Raw genomic sequence first — 15304 nt, forward strand, 5'->3', positions numbered from 1 at the left:
GATCAATCCCTTCTGTTGAGAAACGATAGTGCTGCGAATTCCGTTCGCTCAGGCTGTGAGGTCGCGGAAACCCCAGCGACTCCGGTCTTGCGGTCATGAAGCCGGAACCTCTACAATCGCTAAAACTTAAGAGAATTATCCAGTGTCAGATCATATCAAGCGGATCGCCGTATTGGGGGCAACCGGTTCGATTGGAACCAGTTGTCTCGATGTAGTGCGCGCCCATCGGGATGAAATGTCGGTGGAATTACTGTCCGCTCACACTCAGTGGCAACTGGTGGCAGAGCAAGCTGCAGAATTCCTGCCGCGCACGGTCGTGCTGACCGGAATTGACCGAAATTCGATCCCCGGCAACGCTTTTCCCCCTCAAGTGAACGTCGAATTCGGGGAAGATTGCCTCGCAAACGCCATTGCTCACTCGGATGCTGAGGTCGTCATCACCGGCATTGTGGGAGCAGCGGGGCTGCGTGGAACTTGGGCTGCGATCGAGGCGGGAAAAACGATCGGGCTGGCCAATAAAGAAACACTGGTTGTCGCTGGGAAACTGGTGACCGACAAAGCTGCCGAAACCGGCGCGACGCTGATTCCCGTCGACAGCGAACACTCTGCGATCTTTCAGTCACTTCAGTCCGGCCGGGCGGAAGAGGTGTCGCGAATCATTCTCACGGCCAGTGGAGGACCATTCCGCACGTGGTCTCGAGAGCAACTGGCGCAGGTCACTTGTGCCGATGCTCTGAGTCATCCAACCTGGGAAATGGGTCGGAAAATCACTGTCGATTCTGCGACGATGATGAACAAAGCTCTGGAAGTGATTGAAGCACGGTGGTTATTCGGCCTGCCTTCTGAACAGATTGACGTTGTCGTACATCCTCAGTCGGTCGTCCACTCGATGGTAGAGTTTGTGGATGGCTCGGTCATCGCACAATTATCTCCCCCAGATATGAAATTGCCGATACAATATGCCATTACCTGGCCCGCACGAGTGGCTGGTGCCAGTCCGAAACTGGATTTATCGGAAACATTTTCACTTGATTTTCAACCCCCTGATCTCGAACGATTCCCGGCGTTATCGTTAGGATTTGAGGTTGCTGAGCGCGGCGGAACTTCCGGAGCAGTTTTGAATGCTGCCAACGAAGTGGCTGTCGAACGTTTTCTTTCTGAAACACTGACTTTTACCGACATCCCGCGACTCTGTCGCGAGATTCTGAATGCCCACGATTTCGACAGCCAGCCGGAGTTGGATGAGTTGCTCGAACTCGATCATTGGGCGCGCCAGGAGGCTTTGAATTGGATACCGTCGTCGCCGCCACACTCGCACTCTTTAGCGTCTCGGCACTGCTAAACATCTTTATCGCTGCCGCCGGACTTGGTCTGGTGATCTTCTTCCACGAGCTCGGCCACTTCCTCGTTGCGAAGTGGTGCGGAGTTTACGTGGAACGCTTCAGTATCGGATTCGGTCAGCCAATCCTCGCCAAAAAGTGGGGTGAGACCGAATACTGGCTGGGCTGGGCTCCTTTCGGGGGCTACGTCAAAATGCTCGGACAGGATGACATGGACCCGGGGCAAATGACTGACGATCAGATCAGTGCTGATCCCCGATCCTATACGTCAAAGACAGTCCCGCAGCGGATGGCAATTATTTCCGCCGGGGTGATCATGAACATCATCACCGGGTTTCTGTTCTTCGCAATCGCATTTAACAGCGGCGTTGAAACAACTGATCGTGTGATTGGGCACGTGCAAGTTGGAATGCCGGGATGGCAACACGGAATTCGTTCCGGGGACACAATTACTGCGATCAACGGACGACAGGTGTCTAACTTTGAAGACCTGTTGCGCGGAACTGCTCTTTCTCGTGGACCGATTCGCTTGGAAGGTTTTCACTCGGATGGAGAAACGTTCGACATCGAGCTTGAACCATCAGCGAACGGAATCGTCCGTCAAATCGGAATTGGTCAGGCTCGCAGCCTCGAGGTTCTTCCCGTTCCTGATCCGAAAGCGATTCCCTATGTCTTCCCGGGAACCGCTGCTTCTCGAGCAGAGTTTGAGCCGGGGGACATTATCTCAGCCGTTGACGGAGTCGTGATCAAAGAGTTCAGCGAGCTCGACAAGATTCTCAATGAGAAAGCAGACGAGGCGTTGGGGCTGACAGTCAAACGCAAGAGTGAAGGTGGCGACACTAAAGAAGTCCAGGTCAACTTGCCAGCTGAACAGTTTCTCGGTTTGGGACTTCGCATGGGGATGGGAAAAATCGAAGCCATTCAGCTTGGCTCCGCTGCTGCTGAAGCCGGTCTGAAGAAGGGCGATCTCATCGCCAAAGTCGACGGTCTGGACGTCGGCCACGATATCGATCCTGTTCGACTCACAGAATACTTCTCCGAGCATGCCGGCGAAGAGGTGGAAGTGACCATTTCCCGCGAAGTTTCCGGAGGGGCGCCTCAGGAACTCGTGTTGACTCTGACTCCAAGCGACCGGGCTCCGTGGGCAGAACCACCATTATCAGAAGGGGCTCCCCTTTCTGTTCCGAGCATTGGTGTCGCTTTTCATCTCGTTCCGAATGTTTTCTCAGTCGATGAAGATGGTCCCGCAGCTGGTCAGGGAATCAAACCACGCGATACCATTCACAAAGTGACTCTCATTAGAGCTCCCGGAACGGAGCAGGATGCCCGAACGGACACGCGGTTCGAGATTCCGATCCAAGACAAGAACTGGGCTTACGCGTTCTGGACGATTCAAGAATACACTCGCTCGCGAATCGTGGAACTCACGGTCAGTTCGCCCGAAGATTCGAACGAACACCGGGTTGTTGAAGTGACTCCGAAGGTCGTCGAAGACTGGTATCTTCCGACGACACGCGGACTTCGTTTGAACCAGAATTTGATTACTCTCAAGGCAGACAGCGTTCAAAACGCATTCGCAATGGCAGGACGTTACACCATTACCTCTATCGAAGACATTTACCTGACCCTCCGCGGGTTGTTGACCGGGGATATCTCTCCTAAGGGGTTAAGCGGTCCGATCAATATCGCCAAGCTGGCCTATGGGTTCGCGGATTTGGGGATTGGGGACTTCCTGCGTTTTCTCGGACTGATCAGTGTGAACCTGGCTGTGATCAACTTCCTGCCGATTCCAGTGCTCGATGGCGGTCACATGGTCTTTCTCATTTGGGAAGCTGTCACACGGAAAAAGCCCAGCGAGATGGTTGTTGCAACCGCCACTTACTTTGGAATGGCATTCGTCCTGGGTCTGATGATATTCGTGATCTATCTCGACCTGTTCGTTTCAAAAATTTAAGCCGGAAGAGCGTCACTCGTGAGGTTCGTTCGGGGCGACCTGAACAAGTTCATTTCTGAGCTGTTCAACGGCTTCTGAATATTGATTGGACCCGATGAGATTCTCCATCTCATTCGGGTCTTTTTCGTGGTCATAGAGTTCAGTCGCTGTGACGTTTCCGGTTCTCCAGTCACGCCATTCGGTGTAGCGGAATCTTCCATCGGTGACAGAGTAACCCATCTGTTCGGGAACTGCTTTAAAGTAAGCCGGACGAGGATGTTGCGTGATCGCGACCTTCTTCACCGATGTTGAAGGATCTTTCATCATAGGAACAAGGCTTTCGCCTTCGATGTCAACATCCGGAAGCCCACACAGCTCAGCGAGAGTCGGGCTGAGGTCAATCAGTTCGACTACAGAGCTCGTGCGATTGTCTTCAGGAAAACCCGGGGCGGAGATCAACAGCGGAACTCGAGCGTCCAACTCAAAGCACGACGTCTTACACCACAAGCTGTGTTGCCCCAAATGGAATCCGTGATCGGACCAGAAGACGACGATCGTCTTATCTCGCAGCCCAGTTTCTTCGAGTGTCTTCAACAGCTTGCCGACTTGATCATCAAGATAGCTGATGCTTGCGTAATAACCGTGCCAAAGTAAACGGCGTTCTTCGGCGGACATGTTCTGAGGATCAGGACCGTAGCCTTTGAGTTCTCGTGAATCGTGAAGCGCAATCTCGGGAACATTACTGGGTGGAGCGAAACGATCGGGGAGAGTGAGGCTGTCTCGCTGGTACCGATCCCAATATTTCTTCGGTGCAAGAAACGGAAGATGCGGACGCCAGAAACCGACAGCCAGAAAGAATGGCTCATCGGAAAACTCTCTCAGTTGTTGACAGGCTAGGTCAGCGATTTTTCCGTCGCGATAAGTTTCATCCGGAAGGTCTTCGCTTTCGTGAGCTCCCAGCTTTGATCCCGGTTTCTTCCCTTCGGGGATGATTGCGTAAGTGTCAGAATGTCGTCCTGCATTCAGCATCGAAGGGACCGACCAGGATGGTTCATCGTCAAGGTCTCCCATGTTGTGAAACATTTTCCCGATGCAGCGCGTGAAGTACCCATTGTTTTTGAATCGTTGTGGGATGGTCACAGCATCAGGCTGGGCGGTGCGGAAGTCCGTGCGAAGATCGTAGACGGAAATGGTGTCAGGTCGAAGTCCGGACATCAACGAGGCTCGCGAAGGATTGCACACTGCTTGCTGGCAATAAGCGTTCTCGAAGAGTGTTCCGCTCGAAGCGAGACGGTCGAGATGTGGCGATGAGACGTCCTGGTTTCCGTAACACCCGAGGCTGCAATTGAGATCATCCGCTGCGATGAAGAGCACATTCCATTGATCGGCTGACTCTGAAGTTCGAGAGGCTGCACAGAGCAGGACAGCCACGAACAGGCTCTTTAGAAGAATTCTCATGAGGCGCTTTCTGTCAAAGGTGTCAGACGTCAATGAAGCATCGTGCGCCTTATCATCACACAACTATTCCGACCATGCAAACTGACGCCATCGACTCAGCGTGATCGCTCGGTGAGATCTTTCGATCAACGGGCTGCAGAGAGATCGTTGAGTGGTAAGAGGAAGTCTCTGATTTCAAATTGAGACTTCGCGTTTCGGTTGATGTGAGAGCTTATCGATTTCCGGTTTTTCAGCGAACGTGCTGCTGGCTGAATTGATGTGACAGGCTGTGACACTCGATGATGTTCAGACTGACAGAACTGGTCAGAAACTCGGAGAGGCCCCTTTCTGTCAGTGGATGCAGGAATCATTTCAATACCGATCGGGTGAATCAGACATGCGCTCTATCTTGATAGTGATGTCAGTCGTGGCGATGCTTGCAGCGAGGCCAGTGGATCTTTTCGGAGATCTACCATCGGGCGCGAACTGGGAAACGGTCGGTGGTGACCGCGGTTGTCAGAGGTACTCGACTCTTTCGCAGATCAATCGCGAGAACGTTGACCAGCTTGAAGTGGCATGGGTCTACCACACGGGAGAACTTGATCGCGAGCGAAAGAAGACGATCGAATGCACTCCACTCATCATCGATGGAGTGATGTATCTCTCGACGGGTTACCTGAGAGTCGTTGCATTGAATGCAGAAACAGGCGAGCAACTTTGGGAGTTCGATCCATTCGAAAGTCATGCTCCTGCTGGCCCGCTTGCGTCGGGTGGAGTGAATCGAGGTTTGGCCTGGTGGAGTGACCAGAAGCCTGGTGGAGAGCGACGAATCCTACATGGCACGTCTGACGGAAGGTTATTCTCAATCGATTCCAAAACGGGAAAACTCGATCCCGGGTTTGGAGAGAACGGAATCAAAGATCTTCGAGAAGACTTTGAAGAGGACCTTTCTAAAATGGCCTACGGTCCGACTTCGGCACCGGCTGTTTGTGGAGACATCGTTTTTCTCGGTGTCTCGAATGGAGAAGGGCCGAGCATCGCTGCGCCGGGGGACATTCGAGCATTCGACGTTCGAACCGGTCGTCAGCTGTGGAGATTTCATACCGTTCCGCGTCCCGGAGAAAAAGGACACGAGACTTGGGAAGGGGATTCGTGGAAGTACCGAGGAGGGGCGAACGCCTGGGGCGGATTGAGCGTGGACACCGAGAGGAATCTCGTCTTCGCAGGCTTGGGCTCAGCTGCTTTCGACTTCTACGGAGGAGATCGCCACGGAGAAAACTTGTACGCGAACTCAACGATCGCGCTCGATGCTTTCAGTGGAGAACTGAAGTGGCACTTTCAAACGTTGCGTCACGATCTGTGGGATCATGATCTCCCCGTCTATCCAAATCTCGTCACAGTCACTCACGATGGAAAACAAATTCCGGCAGTCGCACAGGTAACGAAGACGGGATTTGTTTACCTCTTCAATCGGGAGTCCGGAGAACCGTTGTTTGAAATCGAAGATCGACCGGTTCCGCAGTCTGATGTTCCCGGTGAGCAGGCTTGGCCGACACAACCGATTCCGGTGAAGCCGCCGCCGTTTTCGGTTCAGCACTTTGATGAGTCCAACGTGACCGACATCGGCGAAGCGAATCGAGAATATGTGCTGAAGGAACTTAAGAAGATCAAAACCGGACCTGCTTTCAGTCCGCCGAGTTTACAGGGGACCGTTGTCATTCCCGGATTTCACGGAGGAGCGAACTGGTCGGGAGCCAGCTTCGATCCGGAAACGGGCGTTCTCTATGTCAACTCAAACAACGTTCCCAACGTGATGACGCTCGTCGAATCTCCACCGGGAGCGAAATACAAGTATGGTCATCGCGGCTACATTCAGATTCGCGACCAGGAAGGCTATCCCGCGATCAAGCCGCCTTGGGGGGTGTTGACGGCGATCGATCTGAATCAAGGCGAGTTCGTCTGGCAGGTTCCGCTCGGGGAATACGCAGAACTGACAGAAAGAGGCATCCCTCAAACTGGAACGGAAACCTTCGGCGGAACGATTGTCACAGATGGCGGTCTCGTCTTCATTGGGGGAACAAAGGACGAGAAGTTTCGAGCTTTCGACAAGTCGACAGGCAAAGTGCTCTGGGAACATCAACTCCCAGCTGGGGGGTATGCGACTCCATCAACTTACGAAGTCAATGGTCGACAATACGTCGTCATCGCAGCTGGCGGAGCAGGCAAACTGGGAACGAGGGCAGGGGATGCCTTTGTCGTCTTCGCGCTTCCCGAAGGAGGGAATTAATTCGGTAAGCACTCAGTAACCTTCACTCTCGTTCTCAAGACTTAGGCTGCAGCGCTGTCAGATCCGTCGGCTGAATCGGCGGAGTAGAACTTGAGAAGTGCTGAAGGACCGACTCTGCCTTCTTTCGTTCCGTCCCAGCAGTGCGATTCGACGCATTCCAGAACAGTTTCTGCGACACGCAAGGCTGCCAAGGCATCGCGGCCATTCACAATCGGACGATGACGATGGCGAACAGCGTCGATGAACGAAGTCAGTTCCGCCGTCAGCGCATCATCGTTTGAAGCTTGGACTTCTTGAGGCTCGATGAACGTTCCGAAGACCTGTGTTTTCAATTCGTCGATCGTTCGTTCGCCAGATTGGGCGAGGTCGAATGGGAACTGACCCGATTGCATCATCGGCGTTGGTGAGAACTTCTTGACGATGCGGGTTGTCAAATCTGCGGTGGCGCATCCGGTCTCGGACCAGCACTGAATGTTTCGTGATGGAGTCGGCGAAACGCGGTTGACCGTCAGGTCGGCGATACATCCATTCGGGAAGTAAAGCCGCGCCTGTACAGCATCTTCCCGACCTCCCACGAGTGAAGCTCCGAAGGCTTCGACGCGGGTTGGCATTTCCTGTGTCAGTGACAGGCAAAGTTCGATGTCGTGAATCATCAGGTCGTGCACGACTCCGATATCCATCGAGCGAAATGCGTATGGGCTGACGCGTTCTGTTCGAATGTATTTTGGTTCCCCGGTCCAGTCTGCGATTTCCTGGAAGGCGGGATTGAAGCGTTCGATGTGGCCCACTTGAAGAGGAATCGAGTGCTCATCAGCAAGGCGGACGAGTGCTTCTCCATCTTCAACATTGCCAGCCAGCGGCTTCTCCATGAGGACGGGAACATCCTTGGAGAGAAAATCTCCGCCGACCTGTTTGTGAAGAAAGGTTGGAACGACGACCGAAACTGCATCGACGGATTTAATGAGAGTGCGGTAGTCGTTGGTCCAATTGCAACCACACGATTCTGCGACAGACCGTCCTTGTTTCTCATTCGGGTCGGCAACGGCGATTAGCTCGACCCCTTCCATTTCGGAAAGGATTCGTGCGTGATGTCGACCGAGTGCGCCGACTCCAATCACGGCAAGTTTCAGTGTCCCATTCATGTCTTCGCTAACTTCGTGAGTGTTGTGTGTTTGTCAATCGAGAGCAACTTGCTCTTCTCAGTACGTTGGCTTGTTCTGTTCGTTCCGGCGGGTCGGACGGGCAGTGTGAGGCCGCTGTCTTATTGAGCGATGACTCGAAAGTGGCCCGGCACACGGCTCAAGCGGATTTCTTCGCCGCAGTTTCCTTGGATTCAACGAGAGGTGTTGTTCGGGCAGCTTCGCGGGCACGACCCATGCGGCCAGCACGTTGTTGTTCAATCGCTGACAGCAGCGTGATCAATTCAATCGGGAAGATGCCCTGTAATTCCGTTTCGAAGTGTTCGCGGACAACTTTGAGTGATTTGTGCTCCCGGTAGAGCATTCGCTGAGCATGTCGAATGACGCGGATGGACTCATCCGGGATTCCGGCTCGTTTCATGCCGATCAGATTGACAGTCTTAATCTCTGGGTTGTCACTTCCTGCTGCCAGCATGAACGGAGGAACATCGGTCGGAACTCGACAGCCTCCGCTGACGAAGGCGAGTGTTCCAATCGTCGCGAAGTGATGAACAACCGAATTGCCTGAGACAATTGCCCGGTCGTGAACATGAACGTGTCCGCCGAGGAGCACTCCATTCACGAGCATCGCGTGATCATAAATTCGACAGTTGTGCGCAACGTGAGAGTTCGACATCAACAGGTTGTGGTTGCCGATGCGGGTAACGCCATCTTCTTTCTCTGCACCGCGATTCACAGTAACGCCTTCGCGCAGCTGATTGTGATTTCCGATGACGACTTCAGTCGGGGCATTCCCGCGATAGCTGTAATCTTGCGGTTCAGCGCCGATGACGCAGTTTTGCCAGAAGCGGTTGTCACTCCCGACCGTGGTTTTTCCGGTCAACGTGACGTGACTCTCGAGAACGGTTCGATCACCAATCGAAACATCCGGTCCCACGAAGCAGAATGGACCGATCTGAACGTCCTGCCCGATTTGTGCTTTCGGGTCGACATGAGCGAGATGAGAGATCTGTGTAGACATTGTCAACGTCCTGTTTGTGGGTGAGCGATCGTCATCCGGCAGCGTTCATTGGGGTGAAAGGAGCGGGTCGATTCTGGGGGTGTGGGAAAGTCGATTGTTGAGGGTTGAGCGCGAGAGCCTGTTTTCGAATGGCTCGAATCATCGCGTGGTTCAGTCGATGACCTGAGCGGGTTGCCACAAACCGACCGGCGAGATCGCATCCCAACAGAGCAAAATCGCCAATGCAGTCGAGAATTTTGTGGCGGGCGCACTCGTTCTCGAATCGCAGCGAATTCTCAACGATGCCGTCCTCTCCGAAAACGAGCACATTTTGCGGAGTTGATCGTTTGCCGATGCCTTGTTTCTGGAGTTCGCGAACTTCCGATTCCAGAACAAACGTGCGGCAACTGGCGATCTCCTGAATGAAGACCTCCGGAGTCAGCACAAAACTGTCTGACTGCTGTGAAATCGGACCGTCACCGTAGTCCAGCAGGAAACCGATTTCGTATTCACGCTGGCGAGGCGGTTGAGCGCCGATTCCGACAAAGTCGTCTTCGACAACCACGAGCGTCTCGGTCAGCTCGACGCAGGCACGCGAGACGTCCTGTTCGACGATGTCCGCAGACAGAAGTGCTTCGACAAATGCCTGACTCGATCCGTCACACGCAGGGGGTTCGGGTGCGTCGATGCGAACGAGGCAATTGTCGATTTGCAGCCCCGCCAGGGCTGCCATGACGTGCTCAATCACTTGCACAGATCCGCCGGGGGACTGAATCATTGTGCATCGGGATTGAGGAACGACAAACTCAATCAGAGCGGGAATCGTCGCTGCTGAGGTGAGGTCTGTTCGTTCGAAAACGATTCCAACATCCGGGTCAGCTGGACAAAATTCCAGCGAAACGTCGATCCCTCCGAATAAACCATATCCGGAAACCTTCGCAGTGCGTGCGATCGTTCGTTGTCGTCGAGGGGGAGTGGCAAGCACGAATTGATCCTTGGACCGGACAGGAGCATGCAAAAGCGGATCTCAAACTGTTTCTGACATGATTTGGGCTTTCTTCCGAAATCGCTGATCGGCGACTGAGAGTCAGAGGCACCCGATGTCAGAACTCATTTTGTGATCCCGGCAACTGTCAACCGGAGAGTTTTCAAACATCCATCGATTCAACGACAGTTTCGGAGCAGCACTTAGCGAGTGGTCTGACTCGCTGGTGCGCTGGCGTTCTGCTGCTTTTCCCAACGATCATTCAGATAGTTGAGGACCGGATCGGTCAGGTCATCTCGATTCTGATGATAGAGGACCTGGCGGTTCATGCCCTCGATCACTTCTTGAGGATTTTCTGCGGCGTCGACCACAGAACGGTTAAATCGGATGATGAGTGTGTACTTGTAGTACTTTGAGTAGCGTTCAACAGCGTCGGCGACTTCAAGGTAGATGCCCTTGTAGACTTCCGTTTCCTTCTTCATCAGCTCACGCTGTTTTTGCAGTTGAGCTTTCTTGAGATCCGCCTGAGCGGTCAAGAATTCACTCTCAAGCGTTTCGTACTCCGCACTTGTCGGAGCAAGTTCTTTCATCTTGGCCTGGATCGCCTGGATGTTTTCGATCTTGGGAGCCAGAAGTTCATCGCTGCGGCGAACTTCTTCCTGCAGGCGTTCGGTCAGATAGACGAACTTTTTGTATTCTTTGAAGACGTGGGCCATATCGATCAGCCCGATCTGGTAGCCATCATCTGCATGAAGGGGACCAGCGAATAGGAAGAGAAAGCAGCCTGTCAGCAAGCATGACAGGGGGCGTGTCAACGAATTCCACAGACGGAGCCTCAGCATGGCGAATGCACTCCTTTGCAATGCCAGTCCAGTTCATCCAGAGATCTTCAGACCTCTGGGAAATTGACATCCATCATTCCGGCGATGATCTGTCAATTCAGCATGCATTGTCTTGACTGACGCAAACTGGTCAAGACGAGTTCAATCGTCGCCGGTCGGAATCTTCCAAAATTGCCGATCCCGAAAAGCAGAAATCCCCGCCTGTCAACGACAGGCGAGGATTTCGCTCGTAACCGAACTGTCAGAAATTAGACAGATTCTGGGGGTGGTGCAGGAGCGTCGCCATCAGCTGGTGCAACTGGGACGTCTGATCCACCGGCAGGAGTCGCTGGTGCTGCTGGAACTGTGCATGGGCTTGATCCACATGGGCTTCCGTAGGAAGTTCCACAAGGAGCAGTACCGCATGGGCTTGTTCCGCAAGGAGCTGTTCCACATGGGCTGCTGTAGGAAGTTGCGCATGGAGTGCTGCAAGGAGTTTCACAGCTTTTGGTGCGACGAACTCGCTGTGGTGCGCACTGAGTGCGAGCTGCACGACGTGAAACGCGGCAGGTGCGAGTACGAACACGACCGCATGAAGCGCTGCTGTAAGATGCAGTTGCGGTTCCACAGGCACCGGTGGCGCACTGAGCGGATGCGGAATCCGCTGAAGCAGCGACGACGAACGCTGCAACAGCCATCAAGCTTAGAATGTTTCGTGTCATCAGAAATTGCTCCGTCTCAAAAGGTAGTCTCGGGGGAAATCACATGACTCACTGCCCGGTCCCGAACACTCACTCCCGGCAGTGAAGCGTGATGAAATCGAATCCTTTCGAGTGGCAAACATTGCCGGTCACGCGAATTTTCTCGATTAGGTAGTTTAGGTGGGCGAGATTGTCAAACGTGTGACACTGGTAAATCTGAAGGGGGACCAGAAAAACTGAGTCCTGACAGCGAGGCCCGGAGCATGTGTTCAGTAGTCGGTGAGGTGGGGTTATGCGGGCGTGTTGTCACTGAAAAACATTGAATTGACCGCTTTGTAGAAATTGAGCCGGTCGTGCGAATTGTTTCGGTGTCATATTTCCCCCAACTGGAGCAATCGGAAGGACGGTTTGTAACGCAGAATGCAATTCCACCGTCCGTCTGAACCGTAGTGTTGAATCCGACTGAAGTTGATGACCCGTCCACGCCGACAATGTACATCAGGTGGTTAAGTAGTTTCGGTTCGGGAGCGCCTTTCCGAACGATTGCACGACGCATATCAGCCGAAATCAACTGATCACTTATAGGGGGGAGTTCACAGTTCAGTGTGATCTCGAGAGTTGCGTGAACAAGATGTTCACAACGCTCTTTTCTGATCATCACGCGACTGGGGCTCAATGGGGGATTTCTTCACTTGTGAGTCGTTAGGCGGAAGCATTGCGCTTTCACCTTTTGGACTTCCTCTCCACTGGTAGATCACCAGAGCTGCAAGGGGTTCGTGGCATCGTCTGCTACGGGCACAGCTTTGAAGTGATTTGCATGACAATAACCTGAGACGACCCCGAAAACGACGCTGGTTTATGCCATGGACCCACGGGCTAGGAGAGCCGGCCGCGTGTCGAACGAGGGGTGAAGATCTGGAACAGCATCCGCTGTTCGGACCCAGACAGATTGTGATTGGAGAGCCCGCAATGAGGACGATCTTCACTACCGGTCAAGTCGCCAAAATCTGCAAGGTCGCACCACGTACAGTAAGTAAGTGGTTCGACTCAGGCCGACTCCGAGGATACCGGATTCCCGGTTCCCAGGATCGCCGGATTCCCCGCGAGCACTTGATTCGGTTCCTGAAAGAACACGGAATGCCACTCGGTGAACTGGAAGACGAAGCAATGGGCAAGCTTTTGCTCGTTGGCGTCGACAGCACAATGCGTGGCGGATTGGAAGGAGTCCTTCCGATCGAAGACTTTAAAGTTGAACTCGCAGCAAGTGGATTCGAAGCCGGCATTCAAGCCGAATCGTTGCATCCCGACTGCGTCGTGATTGACTTTGCGATGGGGCGGAATGAAGCCTTGATGATCGCTCAGAATCTGCGAAAGAACGGTGACTACACTGATACTGTGCTGATTGCACTGCTCAGTGATGACGACACCGCCAGCGGATTCGATCGGACGATCTTCAACGAGACCTTCCGCAAGCCGTTCGACGCAGCTCTGCTCGCTGAACGCATCCGTACTTTGGTCAGCCGTCGCAAGACGCTTGCTTAAGCTAACTGCCTTGTAAACGAGGCGGTTCTTGCGATGTGTCGAGCATATCGCTGACCCGTAGTCATGGATGACACATGTTCCGTTGACAACGACCAGACGACGTAACAGCTTTGAGACGCGAAGAACTGCGGACGATCAGGCCCTGTTCAAGAGACGAGTTCTCTGAATTCGTGGGTCCACCATCGCAGAGCATTGGGGAGTTCTGCTAGCGTGTTGAGAGTTCACGTTCGTGTCAGGCGAAGATCTGATTCAGTCTTTCGCTCAACGTTGTTACTTCTAAAGTTGTGAGATACGCGCACATGAAGTGAAGGGAATCCCGGACTCGTTATGAGCGGCTCGACCAACATTGACGAAGCGACTTTTCTTGGAAAGGTCGCTTCGTTTTTTCGTTCTCAATGGTTTTCGTGGTGGGCTGGGCTGTTTGCCACACTGTTTGTGATTGGAACGATCGACCCGGCTCAGGAACTTCCGTTCCCTGCCAGTGGCCCCGGTTTGACATTCGATGAAGGCTTCAACATCGAAGTCGGAGTCACTCTCGCTCGGGGATATCAGAACATTGACTGGTCCAACTTCAGCCTCGACAAGCTGAGAGAGATTTACGCGGACCCGTCGTACAATCCCGATCATCCTCCGTTGGGGCGGATTGCCCTCGGATTCTCGCACGAGCTGTGTCAGAAGATTTGGCCAATTGCCGGTCCGTGCGGATATGTCGTCAGCTACACGCGGATTGCATCAGCGATTGAATTTGGGCTGCTGGTCTTTTTCCTGATTCGATACTCGGCGAGCTGGTTTGGTCGCGACGTTGGTGCTTTCGTCGGAATTTCTGTGCTGTGCATGCCTCGCGTTTTTGGTCATGCACATTTGGCTTCTCTCGAATCTTGTACGAATCTGACCTGGGTGTTGTTTCTTCTGGTGCTTGCAGATCGATGGGGACGTCAGACGACTCCTCGGGCGAGATCAGGAGTCATTCCCGGTTTCTTTCTGGGCTTGGTCTTTCTGACGAAAATCCAGGCAATCTTTCTGCCTCCCGTCGTGATCGTGTGGGCACTCTGGAATTGGAAGCTCCGGTCGATCCTGCCGATGCTCGTTCTGTTTCTGACAGCCGCGTTTGTTTTCTACGCTGGCTGGCCATGGTTATGGATCGATCCTGCGGAAAACTTGAAGGAGTACTTCGCGAGCGCGACGGAACGCGCGAGCTTGAACTGCTTCTACTGGGGCGAAAAGTTTGCTGATCGTGAAGTCCCGTGGCATTATCCAGCAGTGATGTTTCTGGTCACGATGCCAGTTGCATTTCTTGCAGCCGGTTGGATCGGGATGACGAATCGCACCGGTGATGAAAACTCATCGCATGCAATTTTCGACCCGCGAGGAATGCTCTTCTTCGGGGCCTGGCTTCTGCCCCTGCTGGCATTGAGTCTGCCAGGGGTGACTGTCTACGACGGAGTTCGACTGTTTCTGGTCTCGTTCCCGACCTTTGCACTCTTCATCGGTTTGGGAGCGAATCGTTCGCTGACGTCGATTTACCGACGCTACGGGAAGCGTGTCGTACTGCCAGTCCTTTTCGTCGGTTTGGCGGGACCGATTGTCGGAATGGTGACTCTGCATCCTTGCCAGCTCAGTTATTACAACGTCTTGACTGCAGGGCTTTGGAAGGCGGAAGTATGGGGATTCGAAGCGACGTATTGGGGCGACAGCGTGACTCCGGGACTGCTCGCGGAAGCTTCGGAGAAGATTCCGGAGAATGCGACTCTTGAAATGGCACCTGTGCTGCACCCGCTTCAACTCGAATTCATGCGATGCGGTTCCTGGATGAAGCACAGGCCGGACATTCAATTATCAGCCTATGATGATGCTCGCGAGTCCCTTTCGCCATACGTGCTCACGATTCATCGCCGAGCTGATCCTTGGGCTTCGCTACTCCCCCCGCCGGAAGGAACGGAAGTTCTGGCTTCTATTCGACGGCAAGGTGTTGTGCTCGCAGAAGTCTTAAAGCTTCCGGAAGAAGCGGCACCTTCGGATGTCAACGAACCCTGATGCTACGCTCATTAAGGGTTATCAAATCGGCGGGATTGACGGGTTGCGCAACTGACGACAAGAATTAAGTACCCAGTTCGTTGAT

The 15304-nt window shown here is 53.5% G+C and carries 11 protein-coding genes; 5 read left to right on the forward strand and 6 right to left on the reverse strand.

Annotation, left to right across the window (positions count from 1 at the left end; translation table 11 throughout):
- Positions 1-142: 142 nt before the first annotated feature.
- Together AB1L42_RS05460 and AB1L42_RS05465 are read left to right on the forward strand one after the other, a co-directional pair.
- Positions 143-1342 (forward strand): 1-deoxy-D-xylulose-5-phosphate reductoisomerase, encoded by a 1200-nt coding sequence (locus AB1L42_RS05460; protein ID WP_367052190.1) that lies wholly within the window; start codon positions 143-145, stop codon positions 1340-1342.
- Entirely contained in the window at positions 1288-3294 is a 2007-nt protein-coding gene (locus tag AB1L42_RS05465) for a site-2 protease family protein (RefSeq protein ID WP_367052192.1), read from the forward strand. The genes AB1L42_RS05460 and AB1L42_RS05465 overlap by 55 nt, the downstream gene beginning before the upstream one ends.
- 12 nt (positions 3295-3306) lie before the next feature.
- On the opposite strand, the gene AB1L42_RS05470 is transcribed toward AB1L42_RS05465, so the two are convergent.
- The gene (locus tag AB1L42_RS05470; RefSeq protein ID WP_367052195.1) at positions 3307-4731 is read right to left on the reverse strand and encodes a sulfatase; all 1425 of its coding nucleotides are present in this window, start codon (positions 4729-4731) and stop codon (positions 3307-3309) included.
- A gap of 376 nt (positions 4732-5107) precedes the next feature.
- Between AB1L42_RS05470 and AB1L42_RS05475 the strand changes: the two genes are divergently transcribed.
- Positions 5108-6997, forward strand: a complete 1890-nt coding sequence (locus AB1L42_RS05475) for a pyrroloquinoline quinone-dependent dehydrogenase (RefSeq protein ID WP_367052198.1) — start codon at positions 5108-5110, stop codon at positions 6995-6997.
- Between the two features lie 41 nt (positions 6998-7038).
- Here the strand turns inward: AB1L42_RS05475 and AB1L42_RS05480 are convergent, their stop codons facing one another.
- The 5 genes from AB1L42_RS05480 to AB1L42_RS05500 form a co-directional block, all read right to left on the reverse strand.
- Positions 7039-8139: a Gfo/Idh/MocA family oxidoreductase gene (locus AB1L42_RS05480; protein ID WP_367052201.1), complete on the reverse strand. Its 1101-nt coding sequence runs from the start codon at positions 8137-8139 to the stop codon at positions 7039-7041.
- Between the two features lie 157 nt (positions 8140-8296).
- Positions 8297-9157, reverse strand: coding sequence for an acyl-ACP--UDP-N-acetylglucosamine O-acyltransferase (lpxA, locus tag AB1L42_RS05485; RefSeq protein ID WP_367052203.1), 861 nt, complete (start codon positions 9155-9157; stop codon positions 8297-8299).
- Between the two features lie 31 nt (positions 9158-9188).
- Positions 9189-10121, reverse strand: a complete 933-nt coding sequence (gene lpxC, locus AB1L42_RS05490; protein ID WP_367052205.1) for a UDP-3-O-acyl-N-acetylglucosamine deacetylase — start codon at positions 10119-10121, stop codon at positions 9189-9191.
- Between the two features lie 203 nt (positions 10122-10324).
- Entirely contained in the window at positions 10325-10963 is a 639-nt protein-coding gene (locus AB1L42_RS05495) for an OmpH family outer membrane protein (RefSeq protein ID WP_367052208.1), read from the reverse strand.
- 241 nt (positions 10964-11204) lie between these two features.
- A complete protein-coding gene (locus AB1L42_RS05500) occupies positions 11205-11633 on the reverse strand; it encodes a hypothetical protein (protein ID WP_367052211.1) in 429 nt (142 codons plus the stop codon).
- Positions 11634-12612: 979 nt separating this feature from the next.
- Between AB1L42_RS05500 and AB1L42_RS05505 the strand changes: the two genes are divergently transcribed.
- Both AB1L42_RS05505 and AB1L42_RS05510 read left to right on the forward strand, forming a co-directional pair.
- Positions 12613-13185: a helix-turn-helix domain-containing protein gene (locus tag AB1L42_RS05505; protein WP_146507039.1), complete on the forward strand. Its 573-nt coding sequence runs from the start codon at positions 12613-12615 to the stop codon at positions 13183-13185.
- Positions 13186-13512: 327 nt separating this feature from the next.
- Positions 13513-15219, forward strand: a complete 1707-nt coding sequence (locus AB1L42_RS05510) for a hypothetical protein (protein WP_367052215.1) — start codon at positions 13513-13515, stop codon at positions 15217-15219.
- Positions 15220-15304 lie beyond the last annotated feature (85 nt).

Source organism: Thalassoglobus sp. JC818 (assembly GCF_040717535.1).
In the GTDB taxonomy this organism is placed as follows: domain Bacteria; phylum Planctomycetota; class Planctomycetia; order Planctomycetales; family Planctomycetaceae; genus Thalassoglobus.